General features: G+C 65.9%; 12 protein-coding genes. 8 read left to right on the top strand and 4 right to left on the bottom strand.

The genetic code is table 11. The annotated features are described in order from the left end of the window. Window positions 1–2: 2 nt before the first annotated feature. The 4 genes from JKV81_RS09505 to JKV81_RS09490 form a co-directional block, all read right to left on the bottom strand. Window positions 3–1490, bottom strand: coding sequence for a hypothetical protein (locus tag JKV81_RS09505; RefSeq protein WP_236056026.1), 1488 nt, complete (start codon window positions 1488–1490; stop codon window positions 3–5). After that, window positions 1487–2401 (bottom strand): site-specific integrase, encoded by a 915-nt coding sequence (locus tag JKV81_RS09500; RefSeq protein WP_202075394.1) that lies wholly within the window; start codon window positions 2399–2401, stop codon window positions 1487–1489. The genes JKV81_RS09505 and JKV81_RS09500 overlap by 4 nt, the downstream gene beginning before the upstream one ends. A 212-nt stretch (window positions 2402–2613) precedes the next feature. Further along, a complete protein-coding gene (locus JKV81_RS09495; RefSeq protein WP_202075393.1) occupies window positions 2614–2787 on the bottom strand; it encodes a hypothetical protein in 174 nt (57 codons plus the stop codon). Window positions 2788–3638: 851 nt separating this feature from the next. Further along, window positions 3639–3848, bottom strand: a complete 210-nt coding sequence (locus tag JKV81_RS09490) for a hypothetical protein (RefSeq protein ID WP_202075392.1) — start codon at window positions 3846–3848, stop codon at window positions 3639–3641. An 876-nt stretch (window positions 3849–4724) separates the two neighbouring features. On the opposite strand from JKV81_RS09490, the gene dpdE reads away from it, so the two are divergent. The 8 genes from dpdE to dpdD are packed head-to-tail and all read left to right on the top strand — an operon-like array spanning window position 4725 to window position 22394. Beyond that, entirely contained in the window at window positions 4725–8054 is a 3330-nt protein-coding gene (dpdE, locus tag JKV81_RS09480; RefSeq protein ID WP_202075391.1) for a protein DpdE, read from the top strand. Next, the gene (gene dpdF / locus JKV81_RS09475) at window positions 8047–10641 is read left to right on the top strand and encodes a protein DpdF (RefSeq protein WP_202075390.1); all 2595 of its coding nucleotides are present in this window, start codon (window positions 8047–8049) and stop codon (window positions 10639–10641) included. Before dpdE ends, dpdF begins: the two co-directional genes overlap by 8 nt. Next, entirely contained in the window at window positions 10641–11531 is an 891-nt protein-coding gene (gene dpdG, locus JKV81_RS09470) for a protein DpdG (protein WP_202075389.1), read from the top strand. The genes dpdF and dpdG overlap by 1 nt, the downstream gene beginning before the upstream one ends. After that, entirely contained in the window at window positions 11524–14601 is a 3078-nt protein-coding gene (dpdH, locus tag JKV81_RS09465) for a protein DpdH (RefSeq protein ID WP_202075388.1), read from the top strand. The genes dpdG and dpdH overlap by 8 nt, the downstream gene beginning before the upstream one ends. Beyond that, window positions 14598–15290 (top strand): hypothetical protein, encoded by a 693-nt coding sequence (locus JKV81_RS09460; RefSeq protein ID WP_202075387.1) that lies wholly within the window; start codon window positions 14598–14600, stop codon window positions 15288–15290. Before dpdH ends, JKV81_RS09460 begins: the two co-directional genes overlap by 4 nt. Beyond that, window positions 15287–19807 carry a protein DpdJ gene (gene dpdJ / locus JKV81_RS09455; RefSeq protein ID WP_202075386.1) on the top strand — a complete coding sequence of 1507 codons (4521 nt, stop codon included), beginning with the start codon at window positions 15287–15289 and terminating at the stop codon, window positions 19805–19807. The genes JKV81_RS09460 and dpdJ overlap by 4 nt, the downstream gene beginning before the upstream one ends. Continuing rightward, complete coding sequence (dpdK, locus tag JKV81_RS09450; protein WP_202075385.1) at window positions 19804–20325, top strand: phospholipase D-like domain-containing protein DpdK; 522 nt, start codon at window positions 19804–19806, stop codon at window positions 20323–20325. Before dpdJ ends, dpdK begins: the two co-directional genes overlap by 4 nt. Further along, a complete protein-coding gene (gene dpdD / locus JKV81_RS09445; protein ID WP_202075384.1) occupies window positions 20322–22394 on the top strand; it encodes a protein DpdD in 2073 nt (690 codons plus the stop codon). Before dpdK ends, dpdD begins: the two co-directional genes overlap by 4 nt. Window positions 22395–22591 lie beyond the last annotated feature (197 nt).

Genomic DNA, 22591 nt, shown 5'->3' with positions numbered 1-22591 from the left:
GCTCAGGCGGCGACGGTGGAGTTGATCTTGGCGCGCGCGACGGAGTTACTGAGCCAGGCGTAGCCGATGTAGATCAACATGCCCGCGTTGGCCCCGTATGCCGGGACCCTCTTATGGGGGTAGCTCTGGTCGAAGCGGGAGTGCTGGGACTCGCTGTCTTGGCGGAAACCTTTGAGGCGTCGGCCCGCGTGGGTGTCCGGTGGGACCTGCCGCAGATGTTCTGTCCGGTTGAAACGCTGTCGCTTGGTCGACGGGTCAATCTGGCGGTCCTCTGGGGTTTCGTCGACTCGGACGCGGGTGGTGTGGTTCGTCACCCGGCAGGGGATGGTCAGGCGGTGGTAGAAGCGGGTCCGTGTCCCCTGCCGGTATTCGAGCTCTTCGACGGGTAGCGGGGTGTAGTGCGTGGTGCCGTCGACGGTGATGTGGCGTTCGCAGACGCGCCCCTCGGCGACGTAGAGATCGTGGCGGCAGGGCCCGTCCTCGTAGCGGTGCAGGGATTCGGGTGTGAGTCCGCCGTGCTGGGTGGTGAAGACGACGAGGCCGTCGGCGATGAGCGGGGCCCGGTGGACTCCGCGGAGGGCGTTGTCGTAGGTGATGGCACGAAGGCCACCGGCTCGGCTCAGGATGTACTGGGCGAGCTTGACGAAGGCGGTGCCTTCGTCGCCGCGCTGGGGGTCGTGTTTGGCCGACTTGTGGCGGATGGATTCGATGCCCAGGATGACGCGGCTGTGCGGGGTATTCGCGAGACGGATGGCCGCAGAGAGGAATTTGTTGCCGTAGACGCGAGCGCCACCGCCCTCGACGGTATTGCCGGCGTCGGGATCGACACGGTGGTGGCGGATCTCTCCGGTCACCTTGTTAACGGTCGTGCGGTGCCGCTGAGAGGACGGCGGGCAGGCGACGGTTGCGTCGGCGTGGATGACCTGGTGGCGTTCGGGGCAGCTCCGGCTGACTCGCGTGCTGGTCTCGCTCATCATTCCGTGGTCGAGAGCCTGCTGGATCCACAGGTCGCGGCTGATATCGCGTACGTCAGCGAAGGCGGGCTTGAGTTTCGTGTGGAAGAAGTAGTTCCACTGGCCCCTGCTGGGGCCGACAGGCTGAAGAGAGTCGGCGAGCTCGTCGCCCATGTGGGTACGGATGCCTGCGCGGACGAGGTCCCACCAGATGGGACGCTGAAGGTGACACGAGGTGGCTCGGGCGGAGCCGAACAAGGAGATCGCGCAGAGGAAGACTAGATAGACGACAGGCGGGTGATGGGCAGGCCGGCCAACGCGGCCAGGCCCGGGGAGGGCACGGGCGGCGGCGTATAGGTCGGGGTTGTCCAGGAGGTACTCGAACCGCTCGTCGGCGGTCAGCGGTGGGGCCTCTGGACTCTTGGCCGGCAGGGGGTCGGTTGCCGCTCCGAACGTGTCGTCGGGGATGGTGGCCAGGACGTAGTCAGGCTTCTTCTTCACAGGCTTGCGCCTGGCGCGCTTCTTGGGGGCGGTCATGCGGCATCGCCTCCCGTGTGCCACTGCAGATCGGCCAGGGCGGCAGCGACATCGAGGGAGGACAGGCCCAGGCGGCGGGCGACTTCGGAGAGCTGCCCGGTTTCATTGAGGATCTTGCGGGCTACATAGCGGGTGACATCGCGGGGCTCGACCTTGCGGGATTGAGTGGACAGGCCGCTGCGGCGCGCGATGTCACCGAAGCCCGAGCCGACGCTGGACTGCACGACGCTGGGCGCGGAGGTGGCACTGGCCACGAGCTGGTGCGGCTGCGGACCTCGCTTGCCTAGATGGGCGGCGCGCAGTCCCAGGACATGGACGCTCCACTCGTCGAGCTGGCAGGTCCGGGCGAGCGTCCGGGTCGAGCCGCTGGTGTGTACTGAGCCCGCGTCGAGTTCTAGGTCGGCGGTGGACGCGGCGCCAGTCTCGGCGCTGGAGAATCCAGCGAGCAGGAGGGCAAGCAGGGCTGCGTGCCGTGTAGCGGGCATGCCCCGTTCGGAGTGGAACTGCAGTTGGGCGACTTCATGTAATTGCAGGTCGGCCCCAGGCCGACGGGGGCTGCGGGCAATGGGCGCGGAGTCGACCATCGGCGCCGCCTTGGTCAGTCCGAGAGCGCGGGCGTGCGCGAACAGGGATGTGACCGCGGAGCGCCGTTGTCGGCGGGTTCCTCCTGCCGGGGTGGCGATGATCCCTCGGTGCCGGTCGTGTCCCGGGGCATTGACGAAGGCTTCGGCCAGGGCTGGGGTGATGTCATCGAGATGGGTGATCTGGTGAGCTCGGGCGAAGTCGAGCAGGCGTTCGCTGACTTCGATGTACTCGTCGACGGTGTCGATGCTCATCACCCCGTCCCACGCGAGTTGCTTCCAGACGTGGGAGACCTGCAGCAGTGCCTCCTTGGTCGTCGGCCTAGCCATGGAGGTTTCCCGCCGTGACCGTGTGCCGTGCGGGTGAATCCCACCCGCTGTATTGCGAGGTCGCGCTACCGTGGGCAGCGTTCCTCTCCTTGCGTGAGGGCATGCCGAAGCCCCTTCCGTGCGGCCGTGCCGCGTGGTCGATGGTGGAGGTGGGGTCCGGCAGCGCCAACCCGGCCAAGGGATGAAGGCGCTGCCGGACCATTTTTGAGAGGTCAGAGGACGGGCTGCCCCCTGAGCTTGGCTGTCAGGGCCGCAAGGCCACGAAGGTGCCCGTGCAGTTGCATCAGCTCCTCCGAGCTCAGCCGGACCAGGTCTGCGAGCAGGATGGGCGGGCACAGCAGAGCGAGGAGATCCAGCTCGGCGTATGTGGCCGAGCGGGAGTCCATGCCCAGCCCTGTTGATTCTTGCCGGGGCTGAGGGAACAAGGTGATCCCGGGACTTGGGGCGTGGCCTTCCTCAATTTCGTTCTGGAGAGAGGCGTCCTCTTCAGGCTCTGGGCCGGATCTGCGACCTAGCGTGTGACCGGGGGAGGCTCCAACCTGTGGTCCGGTCGGGGCGGCGCGCTGCGGGCGTTCCGGGGGAGTGAGGGCTGCTCCGCTGCCGTTTCCTCACCGACCTCCTTCGGTTGACTGCCATGAATTTCTTCGTGCCAGCTCATGTGGGATCTGTCGAAAACGCTCCAGGCCCAGGTCAGCGCCTTAACGCGGACGCCTCCAAAACGGCCCACCCGGGATTTCAAAACGCCCCCGGCTTGTACGCACGCGACCCAGCGCTGGGGTGCCCGCTGCGGGGACCGGCTCGAAGGCATCAGTACAGGACCTCGTCGTGCCATGCACCAATCGATAGCAGTTCGCGCTGCGCTGGCCGTCATGTGCACTGCGTGGCATGCGCCTTTCCGCACTGTGGGCCCTGTCCTCGATGCACCAAGTAGTGCGGGACGCCGGTCTCAGGGTCCTTGCGGAGCTTCATTGTGAGGTCCCGGTAGGCGAATCCCGCATCGATCAGATCGGTGGGGCGGGGGTGCCACAGGGAGGCGATCCAAGTCCTTCGCGAACCAGCCTTCCGCGGGCAACCCTAGTGATTGCGGCCGTCACGAGCGTGGCAGTGCCGGTAATCCACGCTCGGCGCATGGATGGCGAGCGGAGCCGGGAGCCGGGAGTGATGAGGGCGCTCCAACTCAGGCCCAAGGCGCCGGCTCCGTCGGGAGTCGACCCCTTGGACCTTCAGCGGGGAGGCCCTACTCCGACAGGTTTCTCCATCGGCGGGACAGCACGTCGGCTCGGCGGACCGAGTCCGGGGCCAGGTCGTGTCGGAGGTCCAGGCGCAGGCCGCTGTAGATCAGCTTCCACTCGTGGAGCAACTCGGCGATCGGCGTGGACCATTCCGGGACGTCGCACTCCGTGACGCTCTCCGCCAGCGACATCGCCCGGTCCGAGGCGAGCGCCACCTCGAAGTGCTTATTCCCGCGCTGGAGGAATTCCTGCCACCGGTTGTCGCTCTGGCTAGCGAAGAAATCGGCCTTGTGATCAGGATAGTGCCGCAGGCGGCCCGGGTGAACGCGTCGTCCAGCAGGTTAACGGCCCGTTCGGCGAACGACTCGGCGCGCGACCAGTCGTTCTGGTGTATTACCCCCGGGCAAGCAGCCATGAAGTCAGATGGCGTCCCAGGCCCCTGGCGTTCTCGACGGCCCATCGCCGCTCGAGCCACTGGCCGGCCCAGTCCAGCATGCGCTGGTACTCCTAGAGCGTCACGTCGATGCGGATCGATGCCAGATCACGGTTGGTCTCGGGATCGACGGCCGTGCCTGTGTGGGTCGACTTGTGCGGATCGATGCCGATCAGCATCAGCGGCGGTCCTCTTTCTCGGACGTCGGGTCAGTGGAATCCGCAGCTGACATCCCGACTTCGAGAAACGTGGGGTGGCCGATGCTCATGCCTCTGTTGAGTCAAGCCGCGAACGGACACCGGGCAGGTCGACACACCCAAAGAGAGCCAGCCCTCGCGGGCGGCAGGAAGTATTCGCGTCAGCCTGCCCGGCGTCCTGCGGCACGTTACGAGCGGCCAACCCGATCAGAGAGACCACGAATGGCGTGATCACGGCTAGCGTGAGTGAACGTCAACACAAGGGAGGGGCGGCGTGAGACGGCACAAATCACCCTGAGGTGGGCGACGATGGGTGGGCGGGTGCGAGCCTTCGGTGCGGTGGGCGGAGACCCTACTTCTCGTGATCGCAGACCGGATTGGCGTACCCGGGCGGGGTGACTGTCAGAGGTGCCGTTTACGCTTCAGCCTGCCGGATGTGAGCGCCCTGTGAAGGAAGTGTGATGTCAAGGCTGAGGGTGGGGAATTTTGTTCGCTTCTCCGGTTCTCCGGGGGTTGGGCGAGTCGCGGCAGTCGAGGGCGACAAGGCGAAGGTCGACTTCTTTGAATCGATAGCGGAACCAGTTGCGCAGACGCAGTGGGTAGCCGAGGGGCTGTGTACCCCGGTGAGCCTGCCAGATGAGACCCGCGTCTATCGGCGTGATCCGAGCACGGGCGTCTGGCTCGTGGGGCGGGTGCAGGGGAGCGACCCAGGCGTGTACTACGTTCGCTTCCCCAACCACCCGAATGTACATCCGCCTGTGCGAGCAGCGGAGTTGCACGTGCGCTGGGATCAACCGGTGAAGAACCCGGTGGCAACGTTGGGCGCTGGAGGCAACGAGTCCGGTTACTACCATGATGCCCGCCTGCCGATGCTGCACGGCCTCATCGCCCAGCGCGGCGCCAGCGGAAGCATTCCGGCGCTGCTGTCTTCTGCTGCCGAGATCTACCCCCACCAGATCCAGGCCGCGCTGACCGTTCTTTCCGACCCCGTGCAGCGCTACCTGCTGGCCGATGAGGTCGGGCTTGGGAAAACCGTCCAAGCGGGCTACATCCTTCGTCAGACGCTGATCGACAACCGGCGCGCGCGGGTTGTCGTACTCGCACCGGCGCCCTTGGTGAGGCAGTGGCGCAGCGAAATGCTGGAGAAGTTCTTCATCGATGACTTCCCCGAGGCACACATCACCTTCACTGCTCACGAAACCCCGGTCAAGTGGGCTACCTACCGCGACGCCGACCTGCTGATCGTCGATGAGGCGCATCTCCTCGTCCACAACATCAGGGAACCGATGCAGTCGCCCTACCGCGAACTGTGCGGCATCGCCCACTCGGCCACGCGCCTGCTGCTGTTGTCGGCCACCCCGGTGACCTCTCATTACGTCACCCACCTTGGCCTGCTGCACCTCCTGGACAAACACCTGTACCGCTGGGACGACCGCGCCGCCTTCGAAGAGCGCTACCGGCGGCGCAAAGACTTTGCCAACGGCGCCTTCCAGTTGGATGCCTACTTCCCGGCACTGCTGCCGATGACCATCCAAAACCTGCGCGAATTGGTGCCCCACGATGGCCACTTCGACCGTCTGGCCACCGAGGTGCTGGCGCTGCTCACCGACGACGACCAACTGGCGGACGAGGAGCAGGCTCCGGAACTGGAAGTGCGCGTCGAGGCACTGAGGGCTCATCTCAGTGAGACCTACCGCCTACATCGACGAGTGATCCGCCACCGCCGCGCCTCCGTGCTGCGCGACGACGAAGCATCGGCTCTGGTGCCCTATGAAGTGCGGGGGCGTACCCGCCCGCGCCTTCTCGCGGTGGAATCCGGGGAGCAGCAGTTGGCCCAGGCGCTGCTGCTGCAATGGCGCACCCTGATCGCTGATCACCGGCTGGACACCGAAGCCGACGAAACCCAGCACAGCGCCTACGGCATGGCGCTGGCGGTACTCGCCTCACGGGCCGGGGCCCTGTTCAAGGACGTGCTGTCTGCCTTGCGCTGGCGCGTGCACCACGATGGCCAAGCCGCCGACCAGGCAGGACTCACCGATCAGGAACGCGGCTACCTTGCCGCGCCGGCCCCGGTGCCCGGCGAGAGTGACCTGCTGGACGCCTACACCCAGGAGTACGCCGACCACTCCGGTGTACCGGCCAGTACGGTGCTGGCTAAGGCGTTGCTGTCGGTGGTCCGACCCGGAACGAGGGCGGTGATCTTCTGCGGCCCGGGAAGCCTGGCCGGGCAGGTCGCCGATGTGCTGCGCGAGCAGGCCCCCGCGGCCGTTGTGGGCCTGCACACCGTCGACATCGGATCGGACGCCTGCGAGCAGGCCGTGCTGGCCTGGCGCACGGCACGCGACACCACGCAGTCCCAGATCCTTGTCGTTGACGCATCCGCCGAGGACGGGCTGAACCTGCAACTCGCCGACACGGTGGTGCACGTGCGACTGCCGTGGTCTCCCAACCGGTTGGAGCAGCGGATCGGGCGCGTGGACCGCTACCGGGGAGTGGAATCGCTGCGCCAAAACCGACCGGCGCAGCAGTTCCGCGTGGGCGACCGCGAGGGCGATGAGGCGTTCTGCGGCGCGTGGGCCCGTGTGCTTCACGAGGGATACGACCTGTTCACCGCATCTGCCTCGACCCTGCAGGACACCATTGCCACTGCTCTGCCCGGTGTGTGGGCGCAAGCCCTCCTCGACGGTCCGGGGCGGCTGACCTCGCTGGCGCCCAGCATCCGCGAAGAACTGCGCCAGGCCAAGCGGGATATCGACACCATGGACATGCTGGAGTCCGTACATGGGGCGTCGGAGCAGACACGCCAGATTGCTGCCGCCCTGGATCGCCTGGAACAAGACTGGCAACGTCTGCGGACGGGCCTGGTGCACTACGCCGACCCAAACAACGGTGGACTGGGCTTCCGGCACGGCACGCGTACCGTCGCAGGCCACCAGCGCGATTACTTCGACGTCGCTTCCTCACGCCCGCTGATCGACCCACGCCGCTACAAAGCAGCTGCCGAGCGCATGCATGCCGACATGACACAGGGGGTCTTCAACCGGTCCACCGCGTTGCGGGCTCCGGGAACCAGGCTGTTTCGCGCGGGCAACCCCTTCGTGGACCTGCTCGCCGACATCGTTTTCACCGATGAATGCGGTCAGGCCACAGCTTTCCGCCGCTTCGACCCCGCCTGTCGCGGAGCCGATGAGGCCTACTTCGGACTCGAGTATCTCGTGGAGGCGGACATCAGTGCCGCACTGCGCCGCCTCGAAGAGGTACCGGAGGCCCGGCGCGCGCTGAGGCGGCAGGCTGATCGCCTCATGCCCCCGTTCACCCTCAAGGTGTGGACGCGCGCGGGGCACCCCACGGCTCTGACCGACCCGGCGGTCTGCGCCTGGCTGAATGCTCCCTACGGCAAGGACAAGGACGGCAAGGAGACGAAGAGAGATCAGAACTACAACGTCACCAACCAAGGCCAACTGCTGGCTGTGTTCGGTGGCTGGCAGGAATACCGGCATGCGGCACAAGCGGCCGAGGACGCGGCCCGGGCCCACCTGTTCCAGGCGACCGACCTCGTGAGCAGGTGCACCACGGCGCAGGAGCAGGCACGCCAGCAACTCGCCGTCGCAACCGCCCAGGCCCAGGCGCGCCAGGCAGCCGGTCATCTGCTGGGGGATACCGAGAGCTATCTGCTGGATGTTGCCGTGGCAGGCGATCTCGTGGAGGGGCTCAGCCGCCCCTCGGTGCGCGTGGTTGCTGCCACCTGCATCGTGCGGGGCGGCTACCGCAAGGCGGCGCACCATGAGTGATGCGTGGGCGCAGGCCCAGGAATTGTTTGCCGCATGGCCCCAGATACCGTCGAAGCCGGCTGCCGGCACCCTGCGACGGCTACAGGACGCCCTGGCCGACCAGGCAGCGCAGCACACCCAGGCGGTCGCCTGGGGCGACATTGCGGCGCTGACCCGCCAGGTGCTGTTGGAGGCTGCCGTCAGGGGAAACCACACCGGACTCGACGTCCCCCTGGATCCGGCACTGCCCAGCCGCGAGCAGTGGGAGCAGATGGCCTGCCGGACCCTGCCGACCGAGCGAGGCCTGCGGGTCTTCGCCCAGCCGTGGCACCCGCGAGCGCTGACGCCCGAAGCACAAGACAGCGCTCAAAAGGATCTGGAACAGGTCTACCTCGGAGTGGACTCGCCGCACCGGCGACACCTTGAACCCCGGCCTGCCGATCCCTTTTGGCACGAGGCCCTGGGATATCAGGAGTACGTCTCCGTCGGACAGCAGCAGGCGGCACGGGCGGTCGCGCTCGCCCCCGCCGGCACCACGACGATCGTGTGCCTGCCCACCGGACACGGCAAGACCGCGGTCGCGCAGGCTTCAGCCCTGCTGGCCGGTGCCCGCGGGGGAGTGTCCGTTGTGGTCGTGCCCACCGTCATCCTGGCCCTGGACATGGAAGCCAGAACGCAAGCCACCCTTGAGCGGCAAGGCAAACGAAGCCCGAGCGGACGCTACGCCTACACCAGCGGTATGCCGCAGGAGGTCAAGCAGCAGATCTGCGACGACGTCCGCACCGGTCGGCAGCGCCTGCTGTTCACCTCGCCCGAAGCAGTGGTGACGGCGCTGAAGAAGCCGCTGGAGGATGCCGCCGAGGCGGGACTGCTGCAGTACTGCATCATCGATGAAGCACACCTGGTCGAGCAGTGGGGCACAGGCTTTCGGCCCGATTTTCAAACCATGGCCAGCCACCGGCGCACCTGGCTGCACAAGGCCCCCGCAGGGCAGGCCCCGGTGACTGTGGCCATGAGCGCCACCCTCACCAGCCGACAGGTGACCCTGCTGGAACAACTGTTTGCCGAACCAGGACAGGCACAGGTGGCCTGGGCGGCGCAATTGCGTCACGAGCCCAGCTACTACGTCGACACCTGCCCGGACCCTGAAACGCGGCAGGAAGCTGTCATCGAGGCCGTCGCCATGCTCCCGAAGCCTCTGGCGCTGTACACGACGCGCGTTAAGGACGCCGAAGCCTGGGCTGAGCGGCTTCGCTCAGCTGGCTTCCACCGCGTGACCCAGGTGACCGGCAACTCTAAAGACGATGAGCGTCGTGCTGCCTTGGAAGGCTGGGCGGGCTCCACGCCTGCCGGGCCCAGCCCGACCCGGTTTGACGTGGTCGTCGGCACCTCAGCCTTTGGTCTGGGAGTCGACCTCGCCGACGTACGCACCGTCGTCCACGCCTGCCTACCGGAAACCACCGACCGCTACTACCAGGAAGTCGGCCGCGCAGGGCGCGACGGCAACCCCTGCATCGCCTACATGGCCACAGCCCCCGGGGATGAGGAGTTGGCCGAACGCCTCAACCGCGACCCGCAACTGACAACCGGTCGTGCCTGGAAACGATGGCGGGCCATGTGGCGCGACCGCACGGCCACCCCCAGCGGCGCCTACCGGATCAGCCTTGATTCCCTGCCCGCCGATATGCCCGAAGGCTTCAACCAACATCGCACCTGGAACGAACGCATCCTCAACCTGATGGTCAGAGCCGGCCTGATCACGGTGACCATCCCTGAGCCGCCTGTGCGCGCACCCGAGGAAACCGACGCAGCCTGGCAGCAGCGATCCGATGCGTTCTACGCCGCGCTGGGCAAGCAGTTCGACATCATTCTCGCCGACGGCCAAACCAATGACCTTGCCTACTTTGGCGCCCACTTCAACCAGGTGCGCCAGCAGATCATCGCCGACCAGCACAGCGCGGGCGGGCGACTGCGCACCATCCTGCGCAGCGAACGCTGCTGGGGCGAGGCACTGGCAGAGCACTACCGCGTGCCGTACCAGGGGGGCACCTTGCCCACCGCAGTCACCTGCCGCGGGTGCCCGCACTGCCGCAAGAACGGCCCCGCGCGGGGGAGTGCTGCCGGCTACTACCGACTGGCCGTAGAACCCCGACCCCCGGTGCCGTCCTGGCCCACCAGCAGCGCAGATCCCCTGCAGCGCTTCAGGACAGACTTGCCGTGCCTTTCCATCTACTGGGAAACCCAACAAGAGTTCAACGACCTCATACCCGAACTGCTCGAGCGGTTGGCGGCACGAGGGATGTCAGCCGTGGGCGGTCCGGGGACCAGTCGCCTTTCCACCCGACGACTGCAGCGCGACATGCGCCCACATCCCCTCATCGTGGACTCCGACGGAGACCTCCTCGACCGCTACACCAACCCCCTGGTCTGGCTCATGGACCCGGAGGATTCCGTCATGGGGCCGGAAGCAGCGATGCGCTTTGAGTCCCAGGATGTGACATACCTGCTGCATCCCCGGTCCCTGACGCATCCGGACCGCCCCAAAACCCCTCTCATTGCCATCCACCGTGCCCACCTGTGGGTACGTACTGCCCTGGAGTCTTTCTGATGGCCCTGCTGAATGTGGAAGCCTCGGTACCACCTTTTATGTGGGCCGTGGTTCGACTGCTTGCCGCAGAAGGCAAACCACTGCCCGTCGACCGGGCACGGTCCTTCTTGACTCCGCCCGCGCTCACCGAGGGCAAGGAGAACAAGACCTTCGATCAAACCGTACGCACCCTGCGGGACCTGGGACTGATTGCAGAGGAAGACAACTACATCCGGCTCGCTGGACATGCTGTGACCGTGGATGGCACGGACTTCGCCGCATTCGCTGCCTGCCTTCGCCGCGCTGTCTTGGACAGTGACCTCAACGCGGGACTGGCACAGGATCCCGCGCAGACCGGTCCGCGGGACCTGACCCGTACGCTTGTGTGGTTCTTGTCCCGAGACCCCCTGGGCGAGGCCGCCACCTGGGATATTGCTCAGCTTGAGCAGTCTGAAGACCTCAACCCTGAAGCGGGCACCGCTTCCAAAAATGACACCCGCTGGAATCGCTTCGTGCACTGGGCCCCCGCTCTGGGCTTCGGAGCGACTCCCTTGCTGCCCACCCCGGGCAGGGGGCCCTTGTCGCCGGACTGCACAGCAGCCATCAAAGAGACCATGCTGACGATGTGGGCGATCGGGGAACGCGTCAACGCCGTTGACGCCGCCCAGGCCCTGCGCACCGCCCTACCGGTGCTTCCCGGCGGTGAGTACGCCACGGCCTTGGGCATCCCCGACCCAGGAGCACGATCGGCTGGCCCTGCCTTGTCCTTTGCCCTCCTGCGCGGTGAAGACGAGGGCTGGCTCGTTCTGCAGCAAGATGCGGATGCGCAGCGCATCCTGAGCCTTCACGACCCCGACCGCCCCTCCCACTACGTGTCCGACATCGTCATCTCGGAGGACCAGAATGGCTGACCTTCGCGGCTTTTTGTGCTGGAAGCCTGAAACGGCAGCTGCGACGATCAACACCGAAGCAGTCAGCCCTTCCCGAGCGGTCTTCCTGGCCACGCATGCACCGCTGCGTATTCGCCGCTCCCGCTTGGACGGGCGCTCCGTTTTGGACGACGGCGCCCTGGTCGACGAGAAAACCGTCCGCGATGAGTTCCTTGCACTGAAATCCGACACCGGTGCGCTTTTGGTGCCGATTGTGGGTGACTCCGGCACCGGAAAGTCCCACCTGGTGCGCTGGGTAGGCGAAACGCTGCCCGACTCGGCCAAGCGCAAGGTCATCTACCTGGAAAAGGCCAAGACGAGTCTGCGTGCCGTCATCGACGCCTTGCTCGCCGACGTCCAGGACGGCAACCTGGCCAAACTGCGCGACGACATCCATCGCTTCACCGACAGTATGGATGTGGCCACGCTCAGCAGGCGACTAGTCAACGCACTGAGTGAATCCCTGGCCGCCACCACGGTCCGCGACGTTCCGCAGCACGCCCGTTTCCTGGCTGGCCCCCGCGGCCTGACCGTCATCTTGCAAGACCCCCACGTGAGCGCCTCCATGCTCGCCCAGGGCAAGTTCATCACCGCCCTGGCAGAGCAGTTGCTGCATGACCGCGCGGATGGCGAACCAGACCGTCCCATGGCCTTCACCATCGACGATCTGCCGACCGACCTGCTCGATCTCCACCAGGCCGCCCAGATCACGATCAAGCTGGTCGGCGCGATCTCGGGTAACCCCCTTGCGCAGCAGGCTGCCGTTGACCTGCTGAACCAGCATTTGGAAACGGCCGTCAAGCAGGTAGCCAGCCTGGGCTCCGGCCGCCTGCAGGACGCCATGCTCAAGGTGCGGCGGGAGTATGCCCGCGAGGGCAAAGAGATCGTTCTGCTGATCGAAGACTTTGCACTCATTCAGGGTGTCCAGAAAGATCTTCTCGATGCGGTCATCGAGGCGGGTAACCGCTTTGGCAGCGCAAGCCTGGCGCCCATCCGCACGCTCATGGCTGTCACCACGGGTTACTTCAAGGACCTGCCGGAAACCGCCCTGACCCGTGTGCGGGCAACGGCAGGATACGTCTACAACCTCAATGTGCCCTTCACCCAGGATGATCAAGGCGAGGAAGAGATCGCCTCGTTCGTCGGGCGGTATCTGAACGCTGCCCGCCTTGGACGGGACGCCTTGGAAAGCGCGGACGACGGACAGGTCGCCAACTACTGCGAATCCTGCCCTCTGATCACCCACTGCCACGAGCAGTTCGGGGCAACCTCTCAGGGCTTTGGGCTCTACCCCTTCAACGAGTCTGCGCTGGTGCGCACCATCCACGCCACCGCCCCACGCAGCGACCCTTACGCGTTCGTCCCCCGCACCGTTTTGGGAAGTGTGATCCGTCCTGTCCTGGTCGAGCACGCGACCGCGCTCAAGGAAGGCTCCTTCCCCGACGCCCGCTTCCGCTCTCAGTTCCCCACGGCAGCCGTTGATGACCCACTGCCTGCCGAAGTGCAGGAAGTGGTCGAGGCTGAGGACCACCTGGACGCCGCTCGCCGCAAGCTTGTCCTGGAATTTTGGGGAAACGCCCCCACCCACGCCGGCGCCCTGCCCAACGCCGTCATCGACGCCTTTGCCCTGGAACACCGCACCTTCTCCGGCGACAGCACAGCGATCAAACAGACACCGAAAGCCCAGGTAAAAGCTGAAGGGGACAAGAGGAGCACCGTTACCAGCACGCCGACGACGACCGATCCCGTCTCCGCTGAATCAGACCTTCTACCATCGCTTCTGGCCAAGCTCAAGGCAGTGGATGACTGGCTCACTCGGGACCAGGTGCTCCTGCAGTCCGTTGCTCTGGAGCTGCGCACCGCACTCATCGGCGCGGTCGTCCAGCGCTACCGCTGGATCGATCCCTTGATGCCGGAACAATCTCAAACCACCGCCCGCGCCGTGTGGCCCGTCAACGCCCGTGTGGTCTCCATCGAAGGGGCAACGGAGAACCTGGTCGGCGCTGCGACCGCACCCATTCGTATCAAGCGGACCGCGCGAAACAGCCGTTACCTGCACAGCATCCTGCTGATGAAGAACGGCCACCCCGCGCAACGAGCAGAGCACGTACGCCGGTTGAGTGCCGACGCAGACCGCTACGCTGCGTTTTTCACGACGGCCCTGCAAACAAGCCTGCAGATCACCGCCGACGAACTGGTCCTCGGGCTGAGGGCTTCGCTCATCGGTGCTGTGTTGGCTGGCGTTGCATGGCCTGGCATGGACGAGGCCGACCTCTTGGCGGCAGCCTTCCATGACGGGCGTTCATGGAAGCGTCAGGACGCAGCCGACCGCGATCCTGCATGGAACAAACTGCTGGAGTCCCACCTCCCCAACAGGCCCGCCCTGGTCGAATGGCTTCGCAACGCACTGGGCGTGGCTCAGGGCAACGGGCAACCGCGCATGATCGACGCTGCCCGAGCTCTGCCGCTGTTGCGTCAAGCGTGCACGCAGTGGGACTGGCAGATGGAAGGGAAGGAGCCGCCCCCGGACCACGTGAAACCGGCCGTCAAGAACTTCGCCAACTGGATCGACGTCGTCAACAACCAAAACGCCTCCCTGCGCAGCCAGTTGGACGTCATTCGCCAGCATCATCCGCGCGGTACTACTTCCGCGCAGGTCCTGGCCGCAGTACGCGACGCCCTCGCGGCGGCCGAGGACGCGAGCATCTCGATCCCTAGGGCAACTTTCAAGCAGATCACCGAGTTGCTGGAAGGTGCCCGCGACGTCGACTGGAAGATCCTCAACCAACTCGAGGACGACCTGCGTAAAGTCGACGATTCAGACGCCACCGATGCTGCGCGTCACGCGGCAGGCATCACTGCCGCCGCGCGAGACCGTGGCGCGACCGTGCAGGTCGTGCGGGAGTTTCTCGTGGCCAGCGACACGTGGCTGACCGCTGCCTTGGACCACGCAGAATCTCGAACCAACTCCCACGGCGACGAAGCCGTCCGGGCAGTTCAGGACATTCTGACCGAGTGGCAGGCGCTGAACGTAGAGGGAGAAGGCCGATGAGCGGGCCCCTGTCTGTCCTGCAAAAGGCAGAGCGCCTGCAGGCTGAAGCACGCCGTCTCAACGAGGGAGCCAAGGGAGAGGAGGAAGCGCGACGCATCAGCGAACGCATCAGCGTCTTGCGGACCCACCTGGTCACCTTGCAGCGCCACCTCCGTATCGCTCGCTCCCTGATGACGCAACCCGCAAGCCCGGACATCGACCTGTCCGGAGTCGACTCCGGCCTGGCGGCATTCTCCCGCCAGTGCGAGGGCGGCGGCTTGCCCCTCAACGCTGCCTTCACCCGCGCATCGACCGCAGTACAAAAAACGGTAGAGCGCATCGCCCGGGACAGTCAGGAAGCCTGGCGGCAGTGGACGCAGACGCAACTGGCCGGACTGGAACTGGCCCGGCAAGTCATGCTCTCCATCGGCGAGCAAAACCGAGCGAAGTCACTGCACCAAGACCTCGTCAAAGCCGCCCGGACCGCAGAAGTCGATGCATCGGCGATCACCCTGTTTGCCAACGCGCATGCTGAACTGGCCGAACTGCTCAGCACCGCACCGGCCCCCCCGCCGGAACTGCAGACACTCCTGGACCGCCTGGCATCTGGTACCTCACAGCTACTGAAGGACATCACCGACACAGAAATCGCGCTGCTGCGCCAGTGCCAACTCGATGGCGACCTGGAAGTCCGAAGGAGGCGAGCGTGATCTCACCTGCGATGGCGCGCTTTTGCAACCTGGTCCTCAACGCCCTCGAGGACCGCGAACTGCCTCTCGTGTCGTGGGGTATCACCGACGGATCCCTGACCGAGCATGAAGTCCTCGACGTCATAGAAACCTTGCTGCCCAAGGCCCCCGCGGACATTGCGCAGATGTCGAGCGAGGAACTGCTCTATGAGTTCCGCGACCGGGCCTGGCTCTTCAAAGTGCCCGACACCTCCCCTGCGCAGTACCGCACACGCCTTGCAGAGACCGTCCGACTCGCAGCACAACTGCGGCAACTTTTTCCCTGGCAAGCGCGGGATGAATCAACACCGTGGTGGCAAAGCGGCAAACGACTCGTGGCCGACTACCGCCTGCACACCGCGCCACGCCGCTACCCCCAACGCAACATCCCAGCAGCCACAGCACTGAAGGAACTGGACAGCCAACCAGGCTGGGGAGCCGTTCAACACCTTGTGGCGCAAACCCACATCGGCGCCCGCGACCTCGCCCGCTTCCAGTTCGAGGCCACCGCAGCGGTGACTGGCGCCCTGCAACGCCCCCACTCGAGCGGCGTCATCGTGGGCGCCGGCACCGGCAGCGGCAAGACCTTGGCCTTTTATCTGCCAGCCTTCGCGGCCATGGCCGCGCGCGCCCGCCCCAACACCTTCCGCCTGCACACGCTCGCGTTGTATCCCCGCAAGGAACTCCTACGGGACCAGTTGCGCGAGGCACTGAGCACCGCACGCTCACTGGAGCCTGCCCTGCAGAAGTTGGGGCGCCGGCCATTTCGACTGGGAGCCCTGTACGGAGACACGCCGTACCGCCAAGACGACGACCGCCTGCAACCCGGCGCCACGGGCCGTACCGCCTGGAAACGCACACGCGATGGCGCCGTCTGCCCTTACCTGACCTGCCCCACGTGCGAGCGCGGTGAACTGCTGTGGCGCGATGCTGATCGCCAGAACAATCAAGAGCGCCTGACCTGTCTAGGCTGCCGTGCCACCATCCCCCACGGCGTCCTCGCCCTGACCCGAAAATCTCAGGAAGACACACCTCCTGACCTGCTGTTCACTACAACCGAAATGCTCAACCTGAACAGCGCCGGAGGCGGGCTCAGCCGCCTGCTGGGCTGGCAAGGCGGCGCAGTACCGTCCCTCGTCCTGCTCGACGAGGTACACACCTACTCGGGGATCCACGGCGCCCAAACCGCCCTGCTGCTACGCCGTTGGCAGTACGCTGTCCGCAAACCGGTGGCCTTCGTCGGCCTGAGCGCCACCCTGCGCGATGCTGCCGGCTTCTTCGCCCGCCTGGTAGGACTGCGCGACAGCCGCGTGGAATACATCCAGCCCACCGATGACAGCATGGACCACGAGGGCCGCGAATACGCCCTGGCCTTGCGCGGCGATCCGATCGCAGGCAGCAGTCTGTTGTCGACGTCGATCCAGACAGCCATGCTCTTTGGACGCATGCTCGACCCGGAAGAGGACGCGGCACTCTACGGCTCCACCGGATTCCTCTTCACCGACGACCTGGACGTCACCAATCGCTTCTACGACGACCTCAGGGACGCCGAAGGAGGACAAAACCGCTACGGCAAGCCAGGGAAGAAGCCGGTTCTTGCAGCGTTGCGGGCCCCGACGCGCGCCCAGCACCAAGCACGCTACCGCGACGGCCAGTCGTGGGACCTCATGGAGAAAATCGGCCACGTACTCGCTGCAGGCAGGGCCAACCACGCCTTGCGCATCGCACGCACCTCCTCCCAGGACGTCGGGGTCGATCTCCAAGCGAACCTGACGGTTGCGACGGCCTCCCTCGAGGTCGGATTCAACGACCCCCGCGTGGGACTGGTACTCCAGCACAAGGCACCCCACGACGCGGCAGCCTTCATCCAGCGCCGCGGCCGGGCCGGCCGCCAACGCGCCATGCGCCCCCTCACCGTCATCACCCTCTCCGACTACGGTCGCGACCGTCTGGCCTACCAGGCCTACGAAACGCTGTTTCAGCCCGAAGTACCCGCACGCCACCTGCCGGTCCACAATCGCTTCGTCATCAAGATTCAAGGAGCGCAATCACTGCTGGACTGGGCCGGACGCAAGATCCGCCCCAGCCATAGGTGGGCCGACCCTCGAGGGCTGCTGACCGCACCCAGCGGGGGAAGCCGCAACAAGGAAAAGCAAGCCGCTGGTGAAGCCTTGGCGCACCTGCTGGAGAGTCTGCTGACCACTCCCGCTCTCCAAGACGACCTGGCCCGCCACCTCAAGGCGTCACTGCACCTGGCCGCCGACGACGTACAAGCCCTGCTCTGGGAAGAGCCGCGCTCCTTGCTGCTCAGCGTCGTTCCCACCGCGCTGCGCCGGCTGAAGAACGACTGGCAAGTCCTCCAGGACAAGGACCCCGGCGCCGAACCCAGAGCGATGCTCCCGGAGTTCGTCACACGCACCCTGTTCGACCCCCTGAACGTGCCCGAAGTCGCCCTGATCCTGCCCTTTGCTGCGCAGCCCACAGCCAACACTGCTGAGCAGGACAACGCCGATGAACTGCTGCCGATTGCCAGAGCCCTGCGCGAGGCCGTACCGGGAAGAATCAGCCGCCGTTATGGCCACCAGCACGACGACCACCGCACCTGGCTGCCCATCCCGCCGCTGGGCCAGGACACCCTGGAACTCGACAGCAGCCTCGTGCCCGTCTCAATCGCCGAAGGCCGCTGGACCCCAACCCTCCCCGGCCAAGAACCGTCAGACGTCGTCGTCCTTCGCCCGCACCGACTGCAATTGAGCAAGCCGGACAAGCAGGTCGCCGACCGGTCCCAAGGATTTCCTCTGTGGGGCTCACAACTCGTCGTCGAAGCCGGCGCACGCCCCCTGCCCGCCGATATTCCCCACCCCTCGCCCTGGGAACAACGCATCACCAGCGTGGGCTTCGCCACCCACGAGGCAGGCAACCCCATCGAGGTGCGCCGCATGACATGCGGATCGCGCTTTGAGGTCAGCTACGACGGGGGCACCACCGACGCACGCACCGTGCGCTACACCGTGAACGGGGAACCGGCCGCACTCGGTTTCCGACTGAACGTGGACGCAGCCTCCTTCACCGCGGCGCCCCTCGACACCAGCCACCCCCAGGTCGCCCAGTATCTGACCTCGCCCCAATGGCGGACCCTCGCCTTCTTCCAGGCCGTCGACAGCGATGCCGCCCTCAGCGAGGTGACCAACCAATTCCAGCGAGGCTGGCTGGCCCTGGTCTACCTGACGTCGTTCTCCTTGCGAGGCTCGGCAGAAGACAGCCCCGCTCCGGCGTCGATCCGCCAGACACTCGCCACCGGAACCTGGCGAGACGACCTGGGCGAGATCCTCAGCGTGCTCTACCGCGACGACCCGGCTACATCGCCCGCACAGAGCAACGAACGCCTCATCGCCACCCTCACCGATCTCAGCCAGCAACCCGTTGTCATCGACGCACTCGACCGCGCCGGACACCTCCTCGTGGCCTCGGACATCGCCGAGCGCACAGCCGACCTGGCACGACGTACCTACACCGACACCATGGCCGCAGCCATCTTGAGCGCCGCCCTTCGCGCCTGCCCCGACGCCCAAGACGGCGACCTGATCGTGGACGTGGAACTGCCCGCACACAGCCACAACGCGGCTGCGATCTGGCTCAGCGAAACCTCCATCGGCGGCCTAGGCGTCATCGAGCAGCTCTCCCGGCACTACGCCGAAGACCCGCGGCGCTTTTGGCGCCTGGTCGAAACAGCACTGACCCCCAACGACTACGAATACGTCGACTCCACCGTCACCCGACTCCTGCGCCACGTGACCACCCAACCCAACGGCAAGGCAGCACGTGCCATGGCAGCCCTACGGGCCCACACCTCCGCCGCCGAATCCAACCAAGCGCTGACAACACTGCGCGAGGCCTGGAGCGACATCGACGGCCCGCCACGCCACAGCGCAGTGGCAGCACTGTCAACCCGACTGCTGCGTCCCGGCAGCACTCCCGCCACCGACGCCAGCACACTGGCATTGGTCGAAGGATGGCAGTCCCTGGAACAACGCCTGGGCGTGGAAGTCGACGCCCGCGTCATCGCCTACGCCGTCGGATCAGGCCGCATGCCCACCGGCCCGGGACCGCGCCTTACCGCCGACCAAGCCTTCAGCCTGCTCTGGCCGCGCGGCCGCGACGCCCGCAACCACCATCTCCAGCACTACCAGCCCTATCTCGACCGCCCCGCCAGCCTGGACCGACTCCTGGCCACCGCAGCACACGACGAACAACTGCCCCACATCGACGTCACCGAAGAAGGCTGGGAAGAGCGCTACCAAACCGCACTAGCCCAACACGCCGCCGTCGTATTGACCGCAGACACCCAAGCCACCACCGCACTCGCCGACGCCATCGTCCGGGTGCCGGCCCTGCCGATCGACCGAGACGCGATGCGCGTACACGGAGAAATGCAAAGCATGAGCCGCCACGGCCAGCAATGGCACGTACGAGTGGACATCCGAGAGGCCACACAATGAATGGACTCCAGCGCCCCGTACGCACCGGCGGACCCACCGGTGAAAACCCCGACACCATTCTTGCCACGGCCCTGATGGGAGAACTTCTCTTCCCCGGACCCAGAATGTGGCTGGTCTCGCCCTGGATCAGCGACGTCCACGTCCTGGACAACAGCCACGGATCATACGACGACCTGTTCGGCGACACCCCTCCCAGCGCCTGCTCACTATCCGACCTCCTCGCCCGGATCGTGACCGCTGGCTCCGCCCTCACCGTCGTTACCCGCCCCGATCCGCACAACGCCCACTTCCTCGCCCGACTGCACCGCCGCACCCCTACCCAATCCGTCCGCGTGGTGCAAGACGCCTCCGTCCACGAAAAGACCATCTGCGGCCGTGACTGGATGCTCACCGGGTCAATGAACTTCACCGTGCGCGGCTTGTTGGAGAACGACGAAGCCGTGACCTACAAGGTAGGCGGCAGCCATGCAGGCCAGGCACGCCTCGAACTCGCCCAGCGCTGGAAGGAGCATCAGTGACCACCACACGCCAAAGCACCCCGGCCTGGACCACACAAGACCTGAACGACCTCCTTCAACGCTTCTTCGGCCCAGGCAACGACGCATGGCCAGGAATGGACCCCGACCCCCGCAAGGGCGAACGAGCCCGGCCCTTCGTCGACCTGCTGCGCCGCAGCACTGACGTGCCCATCGTCCTGCCCCGCTACCAGCAAGCCCAGGACCGCTTCGCCATCTACGTCACCGTCCGTGACGAAGCACACGCGGCGCTCATGGCCCACGTCATCACCGCATTCGCCGGACCGACATACCTCATCAACGCCGGCGTGCGCCCGTGCGTGCTCGACGTCAACGACCCGATCGAGTCAGCACTGCTGGACCTCGCCGGCCCAGCAACCACCTTCCGCCTGGAAACCCAACCCAACCGCCGCTACCGCCAGAAACTGACCGACGTCGCCCTGCTCATGCAGCACACACTGGCCAGTCGCCCCCCTCGCCTGTGGCGCGTAACCAAACCTACTGGGCGACTCCTGGCCGAGTTCGACGCTGCCCTGGCCGCCGGCGGCGAAGCAGCCTCCCAAGCAACACTCGAGCAGTTGGCAGCGCAAGGCGGCATCAACGCAGTCAACCTCGCCTACCTGCGCATCAAGCGGCTCTCCCGCCTCGGCCTCGACCAGGAACTGCTCAACTATCCCGATCTGGGCGACATCATGCGGCAAAACCCGCCAATCCCCGTCAAGGAGGCAGTACTTAACGCCGTCTACACCTGCGACTTGCAAGAACCACTCACCTGCGGTGACTTGCCAGGCGCCCAACAAGCCCTGCGCGATCGAGGCTTCCTCGCCCTTGCGCCCTTCGAAGAAGCCCAAGCCTCATACTCCACCGAAGCGCTCACCGTCCTCCTCGTTGCCGCAGTGAGCCGAGAGGACCTGGCAAGCACCCAAACGGTTCTCGATACTCTCCAAAAGAGCACTTCGCTCGAATCCCTTCCCTTGGGCCTTCGCCACGCTATTGCCACGTTGCACAACGTCCAGCCGGACGGGATACCAACCCACCAAACAAGCAACCCCACCGAAACGCACGTCCCCTCCGCCCCCGCGTCCCTGACGCACAACGCGGACGCGACACCCCCACCAGCAGCTCCCACCTCCTGGGCGGAGTTGATGAGCGCGGTCGCCGACGGCCATGCCAACCTGACCAGCATCCTGGACCAGGAAGCGTGGGCCGACTGGCCATCACCGGTCCAAGACGACCGGCACATCGCCACGGTGCTGGAGGATCTCCCTGACGACAGCCAGGCAAAGATCTGGCGATACGTGGGTGCCTTCATCGATAGCGTCGGTTACGGCCAGCCTGCCCCCTTGAGTGCACGCGCCCTGATCACCTGCGCGCTGGCATACGACTGGCTCGGCCCGGGAGACCTGCTGGCCGTGCAGGCCCTCACCGAAATTGTGCTGCGGTCCAGTCCTTCCTCCGCTATTTACCAACAACTGCTGGAAGAACTCGCCGACACCTGCGAACGCTGGGTTGCCCCCGAACGAGCCGCCATCGCACTGGACTTCGCCGACCGCCTCGTCATGGAAGCCAGCCCCGAGCCAAACGCGCGAGACACCTTCGCCCTGGCGCTGCTGCTACCACTGAGCGTGCACCAGGGGCGCTTGGACCCCGGCGACCTGAGCATGGCGCGCCGTCTGTCCACGGAACTCGGCATTGAACTGGACTGGCAGAGCCAGCCCAGTGAAGGCGAAGCGCAAGACGCCGAAGCGGAACTCAAGGCGGCAACGGGGCGCCAACTCCTGCTGTACTCCCTCGACCAACGGGTGCTGGATCGAGTCACCGAGACACTTCAGCAACTTGTCCCTGGCCTCAAAGTGACCGCTTCCCACGACAGCGTAGGAAGTTCCCAACTGCGTCAAAAGGCCCGACAGGCAGACGTGATCGTCTTGGCCACCCGCTGTGCCAAGCACGCCGCCACAGGGTTCATCACACAGCACGCAAAATCAGCTGTTACCGAATATGCGGACGGCAGTGGTTCGGCCTCTCTTCTGCGCGCGGCAATACACGGCTTGCTCCGCGCCGGCAAGGTTTGAGGCAGAAGCCCGCCTCGCTTACGTTGCCGTCACCCGGGCCCGCGACCGCCTCGACCTCGGCGTGTGAGGCTCATGAAGTCATCGCTGCTGGTCGGCACCCGCCTACAGGCTCGTCGACGGGGACTTGTAATGCTGCCCTGATGATCGTGTCCCTGCTCTACCGCACCGCATCGACGCCCACTCGACCGGACTCCCTG

The sequence above is a fragment of the Streptomyces silvae genome (assembly GCF_016745505.1).
Classification (GTDB): domain Bacteria; phylum Actinomycetota; class Actinomycetes; order Streptomycetales; family Streptomycetaceae; genus Streptomyces; species Streptomyces silvae.
This window is presented reverse-complemented; position numbering and strand designations above follow the sequence as displayed.